The following is a 19,145-nucleotide window of genomic DNA, read 5'->3' on the forward strand; positions in this document are numbered from 1 at the left end:
GAAAGGAGAAATGCGACGATGTTGGCGGATGTCACGACCGAGCTTTGGCTGATCCGCCATGCGCCCGCGCGCCACGAAGGGCGGCTGGCCGGGCGGCGCGATGTGCCCTGCGATCTGCCGGGCGCGGAGGTGCTGGAGGCGGTCCGCGCGGCGGTGGGGATGGCAAGCGTCGTCTGCTCGCCCGCGGCGCGCTGTCAGCAGACGGCGGCGGCGCTTTGGCCCGGGGTCGAGCCGAAGCTTGACCCGCGGCTGTGGGAGCAGGATTTCGGCGCCTGGGAAGACCGCCCGTTCGAAGAGCTTCCCGACATCGGGCTGATGCCTTTGGCCGAGCTGGCCACGCATCGGCCCCCGGGCGGCGAAAGCTACGCCGAGCAATGCGCCCGCGTCGCGCCGGTGCTGCGCGAGCTGGCGGGGCAGGGCGGGCGGGTGGCCGTGGTCGCCCATGCCGGGGTCGTGCGCGCGGCGCTGTCGCTGGCGCTGGGGGCGGTGCCCGCGGGGCTGGCCTTTCAGGTGGCGCCTTTGTCGGTGACGCGGCTTGTTGCGGTGCCGGGCGGGCTTTGGTCGATCGCGGGCGTGAACCGGGTCTTCGGATGAGACCCGCGCTGCACATCCCCGGCCATTTCGGCGAATGGCTGCAGGGGCGGCTGGGCGCCGATGGCCCGGTGGTTCTGGTGACCCTGCCTGCGCCGGCGCTGGGGCTTGACCTGCGCTATCGTCCCGGCCCGGGGCTCTCGGTGCGGGGCGCGGGGCTGACGCCCGCGCGGGCGCGGCGGTTCCTCGACCGGCTTGGTCTTGGCTTGCGCGGGCGCATCGTGCTGCGCCCGGTTGTGGCGCCGGGGCTGGGCACCGGGGTTTCGACCGCCTCGCTGGTGGCTTTGGCGCGGCTGGCCGGGTGGGACGGGGCGCCCGAGATCTTGGCGCGGGCCTGTGTGGCGGCCGAGGGGGCCTCTGATCCCTTGATGTTTGCCGCGCCCGAGCGGCTCTTGTGGGCCTCGCGCCAGGGGCGGGCGCTGGCGGCGCTGCCCGCGCTGCCGCGCTATGAAATCCTGGGCGGATTTCAGGGCGATCCGGCCCGGACCGAGGCCGCCGACAGCGCCTTTCCCGATGTGGCCGACCTTGTGGCGCGCTGGCAGGGGGGGCAGACGCTCGCCGATTTTGCCGCAATCGCCACGGAAAGTGCCGCGCGCTGCAGCGCGCTGCGCGGCCCCTTGGGCGAGGTTGCACCGCAGCTGGCCGCCGATCTGGGCGCGCTTGGCTGGTTGCGGGCGCATACCGGGGCGGCGCGCGGGCTGATCTTTGCGCCGGGTGCGGTGCCCGCGGGGGCAAGCGCGGCTTTGCGGGCGGCGGGCTGGCGCGGTCTTGTGCGGATCAGGGGGGGCGGGCGATGAATTTTGCCGCGATGATGGCGGTGGCGCTGGTGATTGATCTGGCGCTGGGCTGGCCCGACGCGCTTTACAAGCGCATCGGCCATCCGGTGACCTGGATCGGCGCGCTGATCGCGCGGCTGGAAAAGGGCTGGAATTTCAAGGGCCCCACGCGCCGCCTGCGCGGGGTGCTGGTGGCTCTTGCGGTGATCGGCACCACGGTCATCATTGCGCTTTGCCTGCAGCTTTGGCTGCCCGCGGGTTGGCCGGGCGTGCTGATCGGCGGCCTGCTGGCCTGGCCCTTCGTCGCGCTGCGCTCGATGCATGATCACGTTGCCGCCGTGGCGAAGCCGCTCAGCGCGGGCGATCTGCCCGGCGCGCGGCAGGCCGTCTCGATGATCGTCGGGCGCGATCCGAGCCAGCTTGATCAACCCGGCGTCGCCCGTGCCGCGCTGGAAAGCCTGGCCGAGAACAGCTCGGATGGCATCGTTGCGCCCTTGTTCTGGGGCTGCGTCGCGGGCCTGCCCGGCATCGCGGGCTACAAGGCGATAAACACGCTCGATTCGATGATCGGCCACCGCACCGACCGCTATGAGGCGTTCGGCTGGGCCTCGGCGCGCATTGACGATCTGGTGAACCTGATCCCGGCGCGGCTGACCGGGGTTTTCTTCGCGCTCGCCTCTTCGGCACGGCGCCGCGCGCTGGCGGTGATGGCGCGCGATGCCCGGTCGCACCGTTCGCCCAATGCGGGCTGGCCCGAAGCCGCGCTGGCAGGCGCGCTGAATATCCGCCTGTCGGGCCCGCGCATCTATGCCGACCGCGTGGCCGATGAACCGTGGCTGAACGGCACCGCCCCCGATCCGACGCCCGAAGACCTCGCCCGCGGGCTTGCGCTTTACCGCCGCGCGATGGCAGGGATGGGGCTGATTATCGGCCTTGTTGCCCTTGTGTGGAGTGTTTCATGATGCGCGATCATGGTGGGAATAGTGATGCTGCCCGGGCGCATTACGGTGGCGACGACTGGATCGACCTCTCCACCGGCATCAACCGCCAGCCCTGGCCCGTGCCCGATCTGCCCGCGCGCGTCTGGACCGATCTGCCCACCGCGACGGCCAAGGCGGCGCTGCTGGACGCCGCATCCGCGGCCTTTGGCACCACGGCGCCCGGGGTGGCGCTGGCCGGGGCGCAGCAGGCGATCCAGCTCATTCCGCGGCTTTGGGCGCCGGGGCGGGCGCGGGTGCTGGGCCCGACCTATAACGAACATGCGGCGGCGCTGCGCGCGGCGGGCTGGCAGGTCGAGGAGGTGGCGACCCTTGCCGCGCTGGCGGGCGCCGATCTGGCGGTGGTGGTGAACCCCAACAACCCCGATGGCCAGCGCCATCCGGCCCCGGCCCTGCGCGCGCTGTCGCTGCAGGTCGGGCGGCTGGTGGTCGATGAAAGCTTCGCCGATGCCTCGCCCGAGGCCTCGGTGACCGCGAAAGCCAGCCGCCGGATGCTGGTGCTGCGCTCGTTCGGCAAGTTCTACGGGCTGGCCGGGCTGCGGCTGGGCTTTGTCTTTGCCGATGCGGCGACGGTGGCGGCGCTGTCGGAGATGGCCGGGCCCTGGCCGGTCTCGGGCCCGGCGCTGGAGATTGGTCGTCGCGCGCTGGCCGACCGCAACTGGGCGATGGCGACGGCGCTGCGGCTGGGGGCGGAAACGATGCGGATGGATGCGCTTGCGGCGCGGGCGGGCTGGCGGCTGGTCGGCGGCACGGCGCTGTTTCGCACCTATGCCACGCCCGATGCGGCGGCGGCGCAGGATCGGCTGGCCCGGGCGCAGATCTGGTCGCGGGTCTTTCCCTATGCGGCGGCCTGGCTGCGCCTTGGCCTGCCCGGCAACGAGACGGAATGGATGCGACTGGAAAAGGCCCTGACGAATGAACTTTGAACAGACCCACCGCGACGCGCTGACCGAGGTTTTGCGCTGGCGCCGCGACGTGCGCCATTTCCGCCCCGATCCGATTGCCGAAGACGTGATTGCGCGGCTGCGCGCCGTGATGGACATGGCGCCCTCGGTCGGCAATGCGCGGCCCTGGCGGGTGATCCGGGTGGACAGCCCTGCGATCCGGGCCGAGGTGCTGGCGAATTTCAACGCCGCGCGCGACGCCGCCGGGCAGGGCTATGCGGGCGATCAGGCCGAGGCCTATGCGAAGCTGAAACTGCAAGGCATCGACCAGGCGCCGTTGCAACTTGCGGTCTTCACCCATCGCGATCCGGCGGCGGGGCATGGGCTCGGCCGCGCCTCGATGCCGGTGACGCTGCAGCAATCGACGGCGATGGCGATCCATACGCTCTGGCTCGCCGCGCGGGCGGAAAACCTGGGGCTGGGCATGGTTTCGGTGCTGGATCCGCGGGCGGTCGAGCGGCTGCTGGACGTGCCGCCCGACTGGGAGTTCGTCGCCTGGCTCTGCATCGGGGTGCCCGAATTCACCGATGACACGCCGCTTCTGCACCGGGCGGGCTGGCAGGGAAACCTGCCCACCGAATGGGAGCTGCGCTAACGCGCGAGCCGCAAAAGCCCGGTCACGTCGAGATGCATCTCGAGGTGATCGGCCAAGGCGTTGAGCGCCGCTTCGACGCCCGCCGTATGGCTCTGCCCCGAGGCTTTCACGCCAAGGCCCCGCAGGAAGGCGGCGCGGAAATCATCGGCCCCGAAAAGCCCGTGCAGATAGCTGCCGGTGATCCGTCCGCTGGCCGAGATCGCCCCTTCGGGCTGGCCGTCGATCAGGGCAAAGGGCCGGGCGCGGTCGGGGCCCCGGGTGCGGCCGATGTGGATCTCGTAGCCCTCGACCGCCAGCCCGCTGCCCGCATGTGTCGCCCGCACACGCGTCAGCCTTTTGTCGGGCGTCATCACCGTTTCAACGTCCAAGAGGCCCAGACCCGGGGTGGTGCCCGCGGGCCCCTCGATCCCCTCGGGATCGGCGACGGTCCGGCCGAGCATCTGATAACCGCCGCAGATGCCCAGCACATGGCCGCCGCGCCGGACATGGGCGCGCAGGTCCACGTCCCAGCCCTGATCGCGCAGAAAGGCCAGATCGCCGCGGGTGGATTTGGAGCCGGGGATGATGACAAGCCGCGCCTCGGCCGGGATCGGCTGGCCCGGCTGCACCATCACCATCCGCACCCCGGGCTCGGCGGCAAGCGGGTCGAGATCGTCGAAATTCGCGATGCGGGAAAGGGTCAGACAGGCAATCACCGTTCCCGAAGTCGCGGGACCCGAGGCGATGTCGAGCGCATCTTCGGCAGGCAGCCTGTGGGCCAGAGGAAACCACGGCAGCGTGCCGAAACCGCGCCAGCCGGTGCGGGCCTCGATAAGCCGGTAGCCGTCATCAAACAACGTCACATCGCCGCGGAACTTGTTGATCAGAAAGCCTGAAATCATCTCGGCGTCAACGGGGTCCAAAACCGCCTGCGTGCCGACGATTTGCGCGATGACGCCGCCGCGGTCGATGTCGCCCACCAGCACCACCGGCACATCGGCGGCGCGGGCAAAGCCCATATTGGCAATGTCGCCCGCGCGCAGATTGACCTCGGCCGGGCTGCCCGCGCCCTCGACGATCACCAGATCATGCGCGGCTTTCAGGCGCTGGAAACTCTCCAGCACCGCGCCCATCAGCTGCGGCTTCAGCGCCGCATAGTCCCGCGCCCGGGTGGTGGTCAGCCGCTTGCCTTGCACCACCACCTGCGCGCCCACATCGCTTTCGGGCTTCAACAGGATCGGGTTCATGTCGGTGATCGGCTCCAACCCGCAAGCCAGCGCCTGCAGCGCCTGCGCGCGGCCGATCTCGCCGCCATCGGCGGTGACGGCGGCATTGTTCGACATGTTCTGCGGCTTGAAGGGCGCCACCGTCAGCCCCCGCCGCCGCGCCGCCCGGCACAGCCCCGCCACCAGCATCGACTTGCCGACATTCGAGCCCGCGCCCTGGATCATCAAGGCTTTCATCAGATTCTTGAGCCCATTGGTACTCTTCCCTAAGGTATGCCCCAGAGACTTACGGCAAATGAGTTGGTGTCACCAGATGCAAAAGCGATATCAGGTTTTCATATCCTCAACCTTCATTGACTTGCAGAACGCGAGGCAGGAGGTCTCTCAAGCGCTACTGCGCGCAAGCTGCTTTCCCGCTGGAATGGAGCTTTTTCCCGCGACAGATTCTGAACAGTTTGATTTCATCAAGTCGGTGATCGATCAATCTGACTATTACATCCTTATTTCGGCTGGGCGGTATGGTTCGCTTCATCCAGAAACAGGACTGAGCTTCACCGAGATGGAGTATGACTATGCTCTTGCCACCGACAAGCCGATCATTCGCTTATTGCACAAAGACCCATTCAATTTGTTGAAGGGGGAGTTTATAGAGAAAACGGATACGGGCCGACAAAAACTTGAGGCCTTTCGTGCCAAGTTGGCGAGCGGGAGCTTGGTAAGATATTGGAGTGATCCAAGGGATCTGATGGCCGAAACCGTTTTCGCTCTGCAAGATATCCAATTAAGGAAACCGGCAACGGGTTGGGTGCGTAGTGATCGAATTATGAGTGACGAAGCCGAGTTGGAGCTAGCACAACTCCGCCAAAAAGTCGCAGAGCTTGAGTTGCAGAATGCGCGGCTTCCCGAGCGATGGATCGATGTACTTGATGTCTTCAAGGATATTGATGGAGAGACGTCAGTTCAATTTTCAGGGCAGTGCCCTGCGGGCTTAAGTTGCTATCCAGCGGAAATGTTGGATAACAATAGGAAATTGATAAAAATCCCCCATAGTGCATTGTGTTGGGCGCTAGCAACTGCGATGACGGTTAATTTCGTTCAGGGCGAGATTGCTGAAGAATCACTTCAAATTCTCAGTGCAAGGGAGGATGGTTTTTGGGAGAAAAAAGATTTTCATCCACTTATCGATCAAGCCGGTTTACGTAGAGCATTTGCTTTCCTCAGAGAACGACATGTTGCAAAGCCAGAAGTTGTCGCAGGTTTTACGGAGACAAGAGGGGATGGTTTTATCCAGCGTGGGCCGATCTTCTCCAAACGTACGACATGGTCTCTAACCGATGCCGCTGCTGTATCTTCTAGCAGTTGGTATCTCAGGATGACGGAGAGGCGTTAAAATTCGACCCCCGGCTGGCCCTTGATCCCCGCCCGGAACGGGTGCTTGATCTGTCCCATCTCGGTCACCAGATCGGCCGCCTCGATCAGCGCTTCGGCGGCGTTGCGGCCGGTCAGCACGACATGGGTCATCTCGGGTTTCTCGTCGCGCAGGAAGGCCAGAACCTCCTCGACATCGAGATAACCATAGCGCAGTGCGATGTTGATCTCGTCCAGAAGCACCATCCGGATCTCGGGATCGCGGATCAGCTCCTTCGCCTTGTCCCAGCCCGCGATGGCCGCCGCGATGTCGCGTTCGCGGTCCTGGGTTTCCAAGGTGAAGCCCTCGCCCATCGCGTGGAACTGGCACAGCGCGCCGAAATGCGTGGTCAAGAGCCGCCGCTCGCCCGTGTCCCAGGCGCCCTTGATGAACTGCACCACCGCGCAGGGCATCTCATGGGCGATGCAGCGCAGAATCATCCCGAACCCGGCCGAAGATTTGCCCTTGCCCGAGCCGGTATGAACGATGATCAGCCCCTTTTCCCCCGATTTGCCCGCCATGATCTTGTCACGCGCGGCTTTCTTCTTCGCCATCTTCACGGCATGGCGGGCCAGTTCCTCCGGTCCGGTGTCGGGGCTGTCGTTTTCGGGCGTCATCGGGGCGGTCCTCGCGCTTGACAATAGATCGCGTCTTGGCCACTCAGGGCGGGCGCTGGTTTCTGTCCTATGACAGGCGAAGAGGGAATGTGAAGGGAATTGCGACGGCTTTGCCGCGAAACCCGACCGCAGCCGCCCCCGCGACCGTGACCGGAGAGGGCGCCCGAGGCCACTGGCAACAGCCGGGAAGGCGGGGCGACCGTGAGGGGCATCCCCCTCGCATCCGCAAGCCGGGAGACCTGCCAGCGCATGGATTTCGGGCGGACGGGGTGTTCCGCGACCGGGGGCAGGGCGCGTGGCGCCCGCACTCTGGCCGTTCCCCCAAACCCATGAGGAGGGGCGATGGCCACCACGCTGCATGTCTGCACCACCTGTCGCGGCACCGTTGCCGATCCTCTGGGCTGCGCTGATTGCACGCTGGGCAGCGGGGGCTGTGCCGCCTGTCCGCTGGCCGGGGGCGAGGCCTCGCGCCCGGGCGAACGTCTGGCCGCCGCGCTGGCCGACCTGCCCGTGCCCGAGGGCGTGACGATCGTGCCGGTCGAATGCCTCTCGGCCTGCACCCAGGGCTGCGCCATCGCGCTGTCGGGCCCCGGCAAATGGTCCTATGTCTATGGCCGTCTTGATCCGCGCGATGCCGAAACGATCCTCTCTGGTGCGGCGCAGTTCGAGGCCGCCGACAAGGGCCTGATCCCTTGGCGTGACCGCCCGGAAATCTTTCGCAAGCAATGCCTTGCCCGTATTCCCCCGCAGAATGTCCCGCCTCAGGAGTGAGCCATGTCCGATCTGACCAAAATCCCCGTCACCGTGATCACCGGCTTCCTTGGGGCGGGGAAAACCACGCTCATCCGCCATCTGATGGCCAATCCCGAGGGCCGCAAGCTCGCCGTTCTGGTCAATGAATTCGGCACCGTCGGCGTCGATGGCGAGATCCTGCGCCAATGCGCCGATGAAAACTGCCCCGATGAAAACATCGTCGAGCTGGCCAATGGCTGCATCTGCTGCACCGTCGCCGATGAATTCGTCCCCACGATCGAGGCGCTTCTGGCCCGGCCCGTCCGCCCCGATCACATCCTGATCGAGACCTCGGGGCTGGCTTTGCCGAAGCCGCTGCTGAAGGCCTTCGACTGGCCCGCGATCCGCTCGAAGATCACCGTCGATGGGGTGATCGCCGTCGCCGATGCCGAGGCCGTCGCCGCGGGCCGCTTTGCCCCCGATGTGGCGGCGGTCGATGCGCAGCGTCTGGCTGATGAGAGCATCGACCATGAAACGCCCCTTTCCGAAGTCTTCGAGGATCAGATCGCCTGCGCCGATATCGTGCTTTTGTCCAAGGCCGATCTGGCCGGGGCCGAGGGTCTGGCGGCCGCCCGCGCGCTGATCGAGGCGGAACTGCCGCGCAAGCTTCCGATCCTGCCGCTGACCGAAGGGGTGATCGACCCGAAGGTGATCCTGGGCCTTGGCGCCGCCGCCGAGGATGATCTGGCCGCGCGCCCCAGCCATCACGACGATCACGGCGATCACGAGCATGACGATTTCGACACGGTGGTGATCGAGCTGCCCGAAATCACCGATCCGGCGGCGCTTGTGGCGGCGATCGAGCGGCTGGCGCGCGAACAAAACATCCTGCGCGTCAAGGGCCATGTCGCCGTGACCGGCAAGCCGATGCGTCTGCTGGTGCAGGCCGTTGGGGAACGGGTGCGGCATCAATATGACCGGCCTTGGGGCGCCGAGACCCGCCGCTCGGCGCTCGTCGTGATCGCCGAGCATGACGATGTGGACGAGGCCGCAATCCGCGCCGTGCTGATGGACGGGGTCGCCGCCTGATGCATGTCGTCTTCCGCGAAAGCCACGGGCTCGAGGAAACCGCGGTGCCGACCGATCTGGGTCAGCGCCCGGCGGATCTTGTGGTGCTGTCGCTGTCTGACAGCGATCTGGGGGCTTTCGCGGCGGGCTGGAAACGTTCGGCGGGGGGGCTGCCGAGCCTGCGGCTGGCCAATCTTGTGGCGCTGAAACATCCGATTTCGGTCGATACTTACGTTGAAAACACGCTTGCGGGGGCGAAGGGCATCCTGATCCGGCTGATCGGCGGCGAGGCCTATTGGCCCTATGGGCTGGCGTCCGTGCAGGATCTGTGCCGCCGCAAGGGGATTGCGCTGGCGGTGCTGCCGGCCGATGGCCGCGCGGACGAGCGGCTGGATGCGCTCTCGACCCTGCCGGTTTCGACCCTGCGGCGGCTGAAAGAACTCTGCGATGCGGGCGGCGCCGTCGCGGCACAGGCGGCGCTGGCGCAGCTGGCCTTGGCCCCGGGGCTTTATGCGCCCCCGGTGCCGGGGGACAAGCGCCTGCCCGACTGGGGGTTTTATGACCCGGCCGCGGGGGTGATCCCCGCGCCCGAGGGGGACAGCCCCTTGGCGCTGGTCAGCTTTTACCGTTCTTACCTGACCGCCGCCGATACCGCGCCGATTGATGCGCTGATCCATGGCCTGAGGGCCCGGGGCTTTGCCGCCTGCGGCGTCTTCGCGGCCTCGCTCAAATCCGAGGGGCTGGGCGATGCGCTGCAGGCGCGGCTTGACGGCCGCCGCCCCGCGCTGGTCGTCAACGCCACCGCCTTTTCGGCGCAAGGCGCGGATGGCACGACGCCCTTTGACCGCTATGATGTGCCGGTGTTTCAGGTCGCCCTTTCCACCGCCCGCAAACGCGACTGGGCGCAGGCCGACCGTGGCCTGTCGCCTGCCGATCTGGCCATGCATGTCGTCCTGCCCGAGGTCGATGGCCGTCTGTTTGCCGGGGTCGTCTCCTTCAAGGCGCCCGAGCCGCGCGACCCCGACCTTGAATATTCCCGCTTCGCCCATCGCGCCGATCCCGCGCGGGTCGATGCCGCGCTGGACCGCATCACCCTGTGGCACCGGCTGGCCAAAACCCCCGCGGCCGCGCGCAAGCTGGCCGTCGTGCTTTCGACCTATCCCGGCCGGTCCTGGCAGATGGCCCATGCGGTGGGCCTTGATGCGCTCGCCTCGACCGAGGCCTTGCTGGCGCAACTGGCCGCCGAGGGCTATGCGATTGCCCCCGGTGCCGCGCTTGAGACACTGGCGACCGGGCGTCTGACCTGGCCGCTCTCCGACTATCTGGCCGCCCTCGCCACCCTGCCCGAAAAGCTGCGCGCCGATCTGACCGCGGCTTGGGGCGCGCCCGAATCCGATCCCGCCTGCACCGACGGCGCCTTCCACTTCGCCGCCCTCCGCCGCGGCACGGCGCTGATCGCGCTGCAGCCCGAACGCGGGCAGATCGAGACCCGCGACGGCGAGTATCACGACCTGTCCCGCGTGCCGCGGCATGGCTATGTCGCCTTTTATCTGTGGCTGCGCGCGCAGGGCATCGACGCGCTGGTGCATATGGGCGCGCATGGCACGCTCGAATGGCTGCCGGGCAAGGCGGTGGCGCTGTCGGACAGCTGCTGGCCCGAGGCGCTCTGCCCGCTGCCCGTCATTTATCCCTTCATCGTCAATGACCCGGGCGAGGCCGCGCAGGCGAAACGCCGCCTGTCCGCCGTGACGCTTGGCCATCTGCCCCCGCCGCTGTCGCAGGCCGCCGTGCCCGAGGGGATGGCGCGGCTGGAACGGTTGCTCGACGAATATTCCACCGCCGACGGGCTCGACCCCGCCCGGCGTGATCGGCTGATTGCCGATATTCGCGACGAGGCCCGGGCGAGCGGCGTCGAAGACGATCTGGGCATTCCCGCCACCGCCTCGGCCGCGGAAGCCATCACCCGCATCGACCGTTTTGTCTGCGATATCAAGGAGAGCCTCTTTGGCGACGGGCTGCATGTGCTGGGGCAGGGCGCCTGCGGGGCCGAAGAACAGGCGGGGCTTTCGGCCGCTTTGGCGGGCAAGCGCGTGGCCCCCGGCCCCTCGGGCAGCCCGGCGCGCGGGCGCGCGGATGTGCTGCCGACCGGGCGCAACCTGTTCTCGGTCGATCCCCGGGCGGTGCCCAGCCGTGCCGCTTACGCGCAGGGCGTGAAACTGGCCGAGGAGCTGCTGCGCAAACATCTGCAGGATCATGGCGACTGGCCGAAGGGGCTGGTGGTCGATCTTTGGGGCTCGGCCACGATGCGCACCGCGGGCGAGGAATTCGCCATGGCGCTGCATCTGGCGGGGCTGAAACCGGTCTGGGACGAGGGCGCCGCCCGCGTCTCGGGCGTCGAGGTGATCCCGCTCGCGCTTCTTGGCCGTCCGCGCATTGACGTGACTTTGCGCGTCTCGGGCCTTTTCCGCGACATCTTCCCGGGCCTTGCGCAGCTTTTCGAGACCGGCGCCGAAGCGCTCGCCAGCCGCGAGGAAGCCGCTGAAGACAACCCCTACCTTGCTGCCGCCCCCCGCGTTTTTGGCCCCCGCCCCGGGCAATACGGGCTGAACATGGGCCCGGCGCTGGACGCCTTTACCCCCGAAGCGCGGGCAAGGGCGGGCGAGGCCTGGCTGAACGCCTCCTCCTACACGATTGACAAGAAAGGCGAAATCCGGTCCGACCGGGCTGGGCTGGAAGCCCGCCTTTTGGGCGCCGACAGTTTCGTGCATGCACAGGATCTGCCAGAAAGCGATATCCTGCTGGCCTCGGATTATGCCGCGCATGAGGCCGGTTTCGCCGCCGCCCTTGCCCGGCTTGGCGCCGAGGCCCCGGCGCTTTACCATCTGGACGCCACCGACCCGACCCGGCCCCGCGCCCGCTCGCTGCCCGAGGAGATCGCCCGCGTCGTGCGCGCGCGGGCCGCGAACCCGGCCTGGGCCGATGGCATGATGCGGCACGGCTTCCGCGGTGGCGCGGAAATCGCCGCGACGCTGGACCACATGGCGGCCTTTGCCCATCTGGCGCAAGTCGTGCCCGCGCATCTTTTTGACCTCTATCACGAGGCAACGCTGGGCCGGGACGAGGTTCGCGATTTTCTGGAACGCGAAAACCCCGCGGCGCTGGCGGCGATGCGCGATCTTTTCCAACGCCTGGCCGAGGCGGGTCTGTGGCAGACGCGGCGCAATTCGATTGCGGCAAGCCTCGAGGACCGGCTATGAGCGCCCAACCCGAAGGATGACCCCCGATGCCCCATGACTATGAAAAGGACGGCGCCAAGATCTATGTGCAATCCTTTGCCACGATCCGCGCCGAGGCCGATCTGGCCCGCTTCACCCCCGAGGAAGAGGTGGTGGTGGTCCGCATGATCCATGCCGCCGGGATGGTGGGGCTGGAACATCACGTCCGTTTCGCGCCCGGCATGGCGATTGCGGCGCGGGCGGCGCTGGAGGCGGGGGCGCCGATCCTCTGCGATGCGCGGATGGTCTCTGAAGGCATCACCCGGGCGCGGCTTCCCGCGCAGAATGAGGTGATCTGCACCCTGAACGACCCCCGCGTGCCCGCGCTGGCGCAGGAGATGGGCAACACCCGCTCGGCCGCGGCGCTGGAGCTGTGGCGGCCGAAGCTTGCGGGCGCGGTGGTGGCGATCGGCAATGCGCCGACGGCTTTGTTCCATCTTTTGAACATGTTGGAAGACCCGAGCTGCCCGCGTCCGGCGGCGATCATCGGCTGCCCGGTGGGCTTCATCGGCGCGGCGGAATCGAAAGCCGCGCTGGCCGTGGCGAACCCGGTGCCCTGGGTCATTGTCGAGGGGCGGCTGGGCGGTTCGGCGATCACCGTCGCGGCGGTGAACGCGCTTGCCAGCCGGAAGGAATAAAGATGGGACGCATCCTTTGCGCGGGGCTGGGGCCGGGCGACCCGGATCTGATCTCGGTGAGATCCGACCGCGCCATTCGCGCCGCCACCGACATCGCGCATTTCCGCAAGGCCGGGCGGGCCGGTCAGGCGCGGCGGATCGTCGAGGGGATGCTGCGCCCCGATGTCGTCGAACATGCGATGGAATATCCGGTCACGACCGAATTGCCGTTCGACAGTCCCGACTATATCGAAGCCCTGGCACGGTTTTATGACGACTGGGCGTCGCGGCTTTCGGAACTTTCGAAAACCCGCGATGTGGTGGTGCTCTGCGAAGGCGATCCCTTCCTTTATGGCTCGTTCATGCATCTTTACACCCGCCTGCAGGGCCGCGCCGAGGTCGAGGTGATCCCGGGCATTCCCGGCATGGTCGGCTGCTGGTGGGCGACGGGCACGCCGATCACCTGGGGCGATGATGTGCTGACCGTGATGGCGGGCACTTTGCCCGAGGCGGATCTGGTCGCGCATATGGAACGATCCGATGCGATCGTGGTGATGAAAACCGGGCGCAACCTGCCGAAAATCAAGCGTGCGCTTGCGGTTGCGGGGCGGCTTGAGGCCGCCTGGCTGGTGGAACGCGGCACGATGCCGACGCAGCGCATCGCGCGTCTGGTCGATGTGGCGGCGGAAGATTGCCCCTATTTCGCCATCGTGCTGGTGCACGGGCAGGGGCGGCGGCCGGAACTGGGGGACGAGGCATGAGCGGTTGGGTTGTCGTTGCCGGGCTTGGACCGGGCCGTGAGGATCTGGTGACGCCCGAAGTGGTGGCCGCCGTGGCCGAGGCCACCGATATCGTCGGCTACATCCCTTACGTCGCCCGCATCGCCCCGCGCGAGGGGCTTACGCTGCATCCGACCGACAACCGGGTGGAGCTTGACCGCGCCACCCATGCCCTTGAAATGGCAGCGGAAGGTCGGCGCGTGGTGGTGGTGTCTTCGGGCGATCCGGGGGTGTTCGCCATGGCCTCGGCGCTGTTCGAGGCTTTGGAAGCCCATCCCGAATATACGCAGACCGAAATCCGCATCCTGCCCGGCATCACCGCGATGCTGGCGGCGGCGGCGGCGGCCGGGGCGCCTTTGGGGCACGACTTCTGCGCCATCAATCTTTCGGACAATCTCAAACCTTTCGAAATTCTCGAAAAGCGACTGCGGCATGCGGCGCGCGGCGATTTCGCGATGGCTTTTTACAATCCGCGTTCGAAATCGCGCCCGCATCAATTCGCCCGCGTGCTGGAGATCCTGCGCGAGGAATGCGAGCCCGAGCGGCTGATCCTGTTCGCCCGCGCCGTGACGACTCCCGAGCAGGCGATCAATGTGGTCGAACTGCGCGACGCGACGCCCGAAATGGCCGACATGCGCACCTTGGTTCTGGTCGGCAATGCCAGCACCCGCCGCATCGGACCCTGGGTCTACACGCCGCGCGGCGTCGCGCCGTGATGGGCGAGCCAGCCCATCACCCCCGCGAGCGTCGCGCGGATCTCGCGCGCGGGGACGCTGGGCCGGTTGATCAGAATGACGGGCAGGTTCAGGTTGCGGGCGGCCACCAATTTCGCCTCGGCCCCCGCGCCGCCGGCGTTCTTGGCGACGACATGGGTGATGGCTTCGCTGCGCAGCAATTCCGTATCCCCTTGAACAGTAAAGGGGCCGCGTGCGATGACGGCGCTTGCATCGGGCAGGGGCAGCGGGGCCTCGGGCGGGTCCACCAGCCGCAGCAAATAGTGATGCTGCGGTGCGGCGGAAAACTCGGTCAGGTGCTGTTTGCCGATGGCGAGGAACACCCGCGCCGGGGCTTGCGGCAGCGCGGCGACGGCTGCCGCAAGATCGGGGACATGGGTCCAGCGGTCACCCGGCTGCGCCGTCCATGCCGCGCGCTCGAAAGCGCAAAGCGCCACGCCGGTTTGCGCGCAGGCCGCGACGGCATGGGTGCTCATCTGCGCGGCGAAAGGATGGGTGGCGTCGATCACATGGGTCACGCCCTCGCGCGTCAGGTAATCGACCAGCCCCGCCACGCCGCCAAAACCGCCGATGCGGGTGGGCAGGGGCTGCGCCACGGGGGAACCGGTGCGGCCCGCATAGGAAAAGACCGCCTCAAAGCCCTGATCTGCAAGGGTTTTTGCCAGAAGGCTGGCTTCGGTGGTGCCGCCAAGCACAAGGAGGCGCGTCATGTCTGATCCGTGGTTGAGCATCGTGGGTCTGGGCGAAGATGGCCTTGATGGGCTGCCTTTGGCAAGCCGTCAGGCGCTGGAAAAGGCCGAGGTGATCTTTGGCGGGCCGCGGCATCTGGACCTTGTGGCGGCGGGCGGGCGCGGCCGGGCCTGGCCCGTTCCCTTTGATATCGCGCCGGTTTTGGCGTTCCAGGGGCGGGCGACGGTGGTTCTGGCCTCGGGCGATCCGTTCTGGTTCGGGGCGGGCTCGATGCTGGCAGAGCGGCTTTCGCCCGGGGACTGGCAGGCCTTTCCGGTGCCCGGGGTGGTGTCGCATCTTTGCGCGCGGCTGGGCTGGCGGGTTGAGGAGGTGACGGCGCTGGGTCTGCATGCGGCGCCCTTCGGCCGGTTGCTGCCGGTGCTGGGCCGCGGGCAACGCGCCATCGTGACGCTGCGTGACGGCGCGGCGGTGGGGGATCTGGCGGGCTGGCTGGGGACAAACGGCTTTGGCGCGGTGCGGATGGTGGTGGCGGAACGGCTCGGCGGTCCGGCCGAAAGGCTGCGCAGCATTGCCGCGCAAGATTATGATTTGACGGATGTTTCCGCGCCGGTCGCGGTGGCGCTCGACGGTGCGGATCTGGCCCCCGGCGCGGGGCTTTCGCAGGTGCCCGGGCGGCCCGAAAGCGCCTTTGCCCATGACGGGCAGATCACCAAAGCGCCGATGCGGGCGCTGACCTTGGCCGCGCTTGCGCCGCGACGCGGCGAATTGTTGTGGGATATCGGCGGAGGCTCGGGCTCGGTCTCGGTCGAATGGTGTCTGGCGGGCGGGCGCGCGATCACGATCGAGCCGCGCCCCGACCGGATTGCGAATATCCAAAAGAATATAGACACTTACGGGCTTTCCCCGCGGATGCGGGCGGTGCACGGTTCTGCCCCCGAGGCGCTGGCCGACCTGCCCCCACCGCAGGCCGTCTTCATCGGCGGTGGCGGGTCGCAGGCGCTTTATGACCGGCTGTGGGAACTTTTGGCCCCCGGAACGCGGATCGTCGCGAATGCGGTGACGCTGGAGTCCGAAACGCTGCTTGCCGACCTGCATGCCCACCACGGCGGCCAGCTTTGGCGCATCGACCTTGCCGAGGCCCAGCCGCTCGGCCGGATGCGCGGCTGGTCGCCCAGCCGTCCGCAGCTGCAATGGAGCGGGCAAAGATGAGGGTGGCGGGCGTCGGTTTTCGACCGGGAACCGGGTCGAAACCGCTGCGCCAGGCGGTCGCGTCGCTGGGCAGGCTGGATGCTCTTGCCACGGCGCGCGAAAAAGCCGAAGAGCTTGCCGCCGCTCTGCCCGACTATCGGGTGATCGGCGTCTCGGTCGCGGGGGTGGAAACGCCCTCGCAATCGGAGCGGGTCCGGGCGCTGAAAGGCACCGGCTCGGTGGCAGAGGCCGCGGCGCTGGTCGCGGCGGGCAAGGGGGCGCGGCTGGTGCTGCCCCGACAGGTGATCGGCGGGGTGGTCCTTGCCGTGGCGGAGGGAGACGACGAATGACGGTGCATTTCATCGGCGCGGGGCCGGGGGCGGCGGATCTGATCACGATCCGGGGCCGCGATCTGATCGCGTCTTGCCCGGTCTGTCTTTACGCCGGATCGCTGGTGCCCGAGGCGCTGCTGGCGCATTGCCCGCCCGGCGCGAAGATCGTCAACACCGCGCCGATGAGCCTGGATGCGATCATCGACACGATTGCCGAGGCCCATGCCGCGGGGCACGATGTCGCCCGGCTGCATTCGGGGGATCTGTCGATCTGGTCGGCGATGGGCGAGCAGCTGCGCCGCCTGCGCGCGCTGAACATTCCCTATGATGTGACGCCCGGCGTGCCCTCTTTTGCCGCCGCCGCGGCGACTTTGGGGGCGGAGCTGACGTTGCCCGGGGTGGCGCAGTCGGTCATTCTGACCCGCACTTCGGGGCGGGCCTCGGCCATGCCCGCGGGCGAGACGCTGGAGAATTTTGCCCGCACCGGGGCGGTTCTGGCCATTCACCTCTCGGTGCATGTGCTTGACGACGTTGTGCAAAAGCTGGTGCCGCATTACGGCGCCGATTGCCCCGTGGCTATCGTCTGGCGCGCCAGCTGGCCCGATCAGCGGGTGGTGCGCGCGACGCTGGCCACGCTGCAGACGAGCGTCGGCGCCGAGATGGAGCGCACGGCGCTGATCCTTGTGGGCCGGTCGCTTGCCGCCGAGGATTTCGACGAAAGCCGCCTTTACGCGGGCGATTACGACCGCCGCTATCGCCCCTTGGGCACCCATCCGCGCTTTCCGGAGGGCAGCGAATGAGCGGTTTTGTCTCCTTCGTTTCCTCGGGTCCGGGCGATCCGGAGCTTTTGACGCTGAAGGCCGCCGACCGGCTGGCCAGGGCCGATGTGGTGCTGTTCGACGATCTGTCCGCCGGGCCGATCCTGGGCCATGCGCGCGAGGGGGCGGAGCTGATCGCGGTGGGCAAGCGGGCCGGGCGGCCCTCGCCGAAGCAGGATCATGTGAGCCGGTTGCTGGTCGATCACGCGCTGACCGGGCAACGGGTGGTGCGTCTGAAATCGGGCGATTCCGGGCTGTTCGGGCGGCTTGAAGAAGAACTTGAGGCGCTGACCGGCGCGGGCATCGGCTATGAGATCATCCCCGGCGTGCCCTCGGCCTGTGCTGCGGCTGCCGCGGCCGGGCTGCCACTGACGCGCCGTCTGACCGCGCGGCGGGTGCAATTCGTCACCGGCGCCGATGTGACGGGCGATCTGCCCGAGGGGCTGAACTGGGCCGCCTTGGCCGATCCGGGCGCGACGACCGTGGTCTTCATGGGCAAGCGCACCTTTCCGAAGCTCGCCGCCGATCTGATCGCGCATGGGCTTGCCCCCGACACGCCTGCGCTTCTGGCCGAGGCGGTGGGCCACCCCGATCAAAGTTGCACCCGTTCGACCGTCGCCGATCTTGCGGCAAGCCTCGCCGCGGAACGCTCGGACAGGCCCGCGCTGATCCTTTACGGCCCGCTTTACGCGCCGGAGGCCTGAGATGATCCACCTGACGCTGATCGGCATCGGCACCGGCAATCCGCGCCATATCACCGGGCAGGCCGTCGATGCGATGAATGCCGCCGATCTGATCCTGATCCCTTTGAAGGGTGCGGACAAATCCGATCTGGCCGGGCTGCGGCGCGACATCTGCGCGGCGCATCTGACGAACCCGGCGACCAAGGTTGTCGACTTCGCGCTGCCGGTGCGGGACGCCGCGAACCCGTCTTACCGCAAGGGCGTGGACGACTGGCACGATGCCATCGCCGAGGCCTGGATGGCGGAAATCACCGCGCATGTTCCGGGGCTTGCGGGGCGGGTGGCGCTGCTGGTCTGGGGCGATCCCTCGCTTTATGACAGCACCCTGCGCATTGCGGAACGGCTGAAATCCCGGCTGCCGATCACGACGAAAGTCATCCCCGGCATCACCGCCATTCAGGCGCTGTGTGCCGCCCATGCGATCCCCCTGAACGAGATCGGCGCGCCGGTGATGATCACCACCGGGCGGCAACTGCGCGACCATGGCTGGCCCGCGGGCACCGATACTGTCGTCGCCATGCTCGATGGCGAGTGTTCGTTCCAAAGCCTGCCGCCCGAAGGCCTGACGATCTTCTGGGGCGCCTGCGTCGCCATGCCCGAGGAAGTCTTGATTGCCGGGCCGGTGGCCGAGGTCACGGCGCAAATCCTGCAGGCCCGCGCCGATCTGCGCGCCCGGCACGGCTGGGTGATGGACATTTACCTGCTGCGTCGCAATGCGCCCGCGGCGTGACGCTTGCCGGCCTTGACCTCGCCCCGTCGCGGGGCTACTCCAACGGGCGATGGTTCCCAACTGGACGGGATTAATAGGGAACACGGTGAGGATTACCCATCAGGGGCCTAATCCGTGGCTGCCCCCGCAACTGTGAGCGGCGAGACGACGGTCGAAGACCACTGGCCCCCCCGATCCACCGGGGACAACGGCCGGGAAGGTGACCCGAGTTGATCGAGCCGCAAGTCAGGAGACCTGCCATCGCTCTGGCGTCGCAAGCCTTCCCGGGGCGGGGTGTCCCCGGTCAATCCGAAAGCGGCGCGTTC

Annotated in this window: 20 protein-coding genes and 2 riboswitches; of the genes, 17 read left to right on the top strand and 3 right to left on the bottom strand. The window is 67.8% G+C overall.

Annotation, left to right across the window (positions count from 1 at the left end):
• The first annotated feature begins 18 nt into the window (after positions 1-18).
• From ACTTAG_RS08155 to bluB, 5 genes are read left to right on the top strand one after another with little or no spacing between them, the layout of a single operon-like run.
• Positions 19-594: a histidine phosphatase family protein gene (locus tag ACTTAG_RS08155; protein ID WP_444465000.1), complete on the top strand. Its 576-nt coding sequence runs from the start codon at positions 19-21 to the stop codon at positions 592-594.
• Positions 591-1,388: a propanediol utilization protein gene (locus tag ACTTAG_RS08160; protein WP_444465001.1), complete on the top strand. Its 798-nt coding sequence runs from the start codon at positions 591-593 to the stop codon at positions 1,386-1,388. Before ACTTAG_RS08155 ends, ACTTAG_RS08160 begins: the two co-directional genes overlap by 4 nt.
• A complete protein-coding gene (cbiB, locus tag ACTTAG_RS08165) occupies positions 1,385-2,329 on the top strand; it encodes an adenosylcobinamide-phosphate synthase CbiB (RefSeq protein WP_444465002.1) in 945 nt (314 codons plus the stop codon). The genes ACTTAG_RS08160 and cbiB overlap by 4 nt, the downstream gene beginning before the upstream one ends.
• Positions 2,329-3,291, top strand: a complete 963-nt coding sequence (gene cobD / locus ACTTAG_RS08170; protein WP_444465216.1) for a threonine-phosphate decarboxylase CobD — start codon at positions 2,329-2,331, stop codon at positions 3,289-3,291. The genes cbiB and cobD overlap by 1 nt, the downstream gene beginning before the upstream one ends.
• Positions 3,281-3,904 (top strand): 5,6-dimethylbenzimidazole synthase, encoded by a 624-nt coding sequence (gene bluB, locus ACTTAG_RS08175; RefSeq protein WP_444465003.1) that lies wholly within the window; start codon positions 3,281-3,283, stop codon positions 3,902-3,904. The genes cobD and bluB overlap by 11 nt, the downstream gene beginning before the upstream one ends.
• Here the strand turns inward: bluB and ACTTAG_RS08180 are convergent.
• Positions 3,901-5,346, bottom strand: coding sequence for a cobyric acid synthase (locus ACTTAG_RS08180; protein WP_444465004.1), 1,446 nt, complete (start codon positions 5,344-5,346; stop codon positions 3,901-3,903). The two genes, bluB and ACTTAG_RS08180, sit on opposite strands and share 4 nt — an antisense overlap.
• A gap of 76 nt (positions 5,347-5,422) precedes the next feature.
• On the opposite strand from ACTTAG_RS08180, the gene ACTTAG_RS08185 reads away from it, so the two are divergent.
• Positions 5,423-6,499: a DUF4062 domain-containing protein gene (locus tag ACTTAG_RS08185; RefSeq protein WP_444465005.1), complete on the top strand. Its 1,077-nt coding sequence runs from the start codon at positions 5,423-5,425 to the stop codon at positions 6,497-6,499.
• Here the strand turns inward: ACTTAG_RS08185 and cobO are convergent.
• Positions 6,496-7,134, bottom strand: coding sequence for a cob(I)yrinic acid a,c-diamide adenosyltransferase (cobO, locus tag ACTTAG_RS08190; RefSeq protein ID WP_444465006.1), 639 nt, complete (start codon positions 7,132-7,134; stop codon positions 6,496-6,498). The two genes, ACTTAG_RS08185 and cobO, sit on opposite strands and share 4 nt — an antisense overlap.
• A gap of 39 nt (positions 7,135-7,173) precedes the next feature.
• Positions 7,174-7,395, top strand: a riboswitch (cobalamin riboswitch).
• 81 nt (positions 7,396-7,476) lie between these two features.
• Between cobO and ACTTAG_RS08195 the strand changes: the two genes are divergently transcribed.
• From ACTTAG_RS08195 to cobJ, 6 genes are read left to right on the top strand one after another with little or no spacing between them, the layout of a single operon-like run.
• Positions 7,477-7,905: a DUF1636 family protein gene (locus ACTTAG_RS08195; protein WP_444465007.1), complete on the top strand. Its 429-nt coding sequence runs from the start codon at positions 7,477-7,479 to the stop codon at positions 7,903-7,905.
• A gap of 3 nt (positions 7,906-7,908) precedes the next feature.
• Positions 7,909-8,955 carry a cobalamin biosynthesis protein CobW gene (cobW, locus tag ACTTAG_RS08200; protein WP_444465008.1) on the top strand — a complete coding sequence of 349 codons (1,047 nt, stop codon included), beginning with the start codon at positions 7,909-7,911 and terminating at the stop codon, positions 8,953-8,955.
• Positions 8,955-12,191, top strand: a complete 3,237-nt coding sequence (gene cobN / locus ACTTAG_RS08205) for a cobaltochelatase subunit CobN (RefSeq protein ID WP_444465009.1) — start codon at positions 8,955-8,957, stop codon at positions 12,189-12,191. Before cobW ends, cobN begins: the two co-directional genes overlap by 1 nt.
• A gap of 26 nt (positions 12,192-12,217) precedes the next feature.
• A complete protein-coding gene (locus ACTTAG_RS08210) occupies positions 12,218-12,847 on the top strand; it encodes a precorrin-8X methylmutase (RefSeq protein WP_444465010.1) in 630 nt (209 codons plus the stop codon).
• 2 nt (positions 12,848-12,849) lie between these two features.
• Entirely contained in the window at positions 12,850-13,587 is a 738-nt protein-coding gene (gene cobI / locus ACTTAG_RS08215; protein ID WP_444465011.1) for a precorrin-2 C(20)-methyltransferase, read from the top strand.
• The gene (gene cobJ, locus ACTTAG_RS08220; protein WP_444465012.1) at positions 13,584-14,321 is read left to right on the top strand and encodes a precorrin-3B C(17)-methyltransferase; all 738 of its coding nucleotides are present in this window, start codon (positions 13,584-13,586) and stop codon (positions 14,319-14,321) included. The genes cobI and cobJ overlap by 4 nt, the downstream gene beginning before the upstream one ends.
• Here the strand turns inward: cobJ and ACTTAG_RS08225 are convergent.
• Complete coding sequence (locus ACTTAG_RS08225; protein WP_444465013.1) at positions 14,294-15,049, bottom strand: cobalt-precorrin-6A reductase; 756 nt, start codon at positions 15,047-15,049, stop codon at positions 14,294-14,296. The two genes, cobJ and ACTTAG_RS08225, sit on opposite strands and share 28 nt — an antisense overlap.
• On the opposite strand from ACTTAG_RS08225, the gene cbiE reads away from it, so the two are divergent.
• From cbiE to cobF, 5 genes are read left to right on the top strand one after another with little or no spacing between them, the layout of a single operon-like run.
• Positions 15,048-16,238, top strand: coding sequence for a precorrin-6y C5,15-methyltransferase (decarboxylating) subunit CbiE (gene cbiE / locus ACTTAG_RS08230; protein ID WP_444465014.1), 1,191 nt, complete (start codon positions 15,048-15,050; stop codon positions 16,236-16,238). The two genes, ACTTAG_RS08225 and cbiE, sit on opposite strands and share 2 nt — an antisense overlap.
• Positions 16,235-16,567, top strand: coding sequence for a cobalamin biosynthesis protein (locus ACTTAG_RS08235; protein ID WP_444465015.1), 333 nt, complete (start codon positions 16,235-16,237; stop codon positions 16,565-16,567). Before cbiE ends, ACTTAG_RS08235 begins: the two co-directional genes overlap by 4 nt.
• A complete protein-coding gene (gene cobM / locus ACTTAG_RS08240; RefSeq protein WP_444465016.1) occupies positions 16,564-17,349 on the top strand; it encodes a precorrin-4 C(11)-methyltransferase in 786 nt (261 codons plus the stop codon). The genes ACTTAG_RS08235 and cobM overlap by 4 nt, the downstream gene beginning before the upstream one ends.
• Positions 17,346-18,071, top strand: coding sequence for a uroporphyrinogen-III C-methyltransferase (cobA, locus tag ACTTAG_RS08245; RefSeq protein WP_444465017.1), 726 nt, complete (start codon positions 17,346-17,348; stop codon positions 18,069-18,071). Before cobM ends, cobA begins: the two co-directional genes overlap by 4 nt.
• Before the next feature lies 1 nt (position 18,072).
• Positions 18,073-18,840 (top strand): precorrin-6A synthase (deacetylating), encoded by a 768-nt coding sequence (gene cobF / locus ACTTAG_RS08250; protein ID WP_444465018.1) that lies wholly within the window; start codon positions 18,073-18,075, stop codon positions 18,838-18,840.
• A 33-nt stretch (positions 18,841-18,873) separates the two neighbouring features.
• Positions 18,874-19,096: riboswitch (cobalamin riboswitch) on the top strand.
• Positions 19,097-19,145 lie beyond the last annotated feature (49 nt).

Source organism: Rhodobacter capsulatus (genome assembly GCF_052363185.1).
Taxonomy (GTDB): Bacteria; Pseudomonadota; Alphaproteobacteria; order Rhodobacterales; family Rhodobacteraceae; genus Rhodobacter; species Rhodobacter capsulatus_E.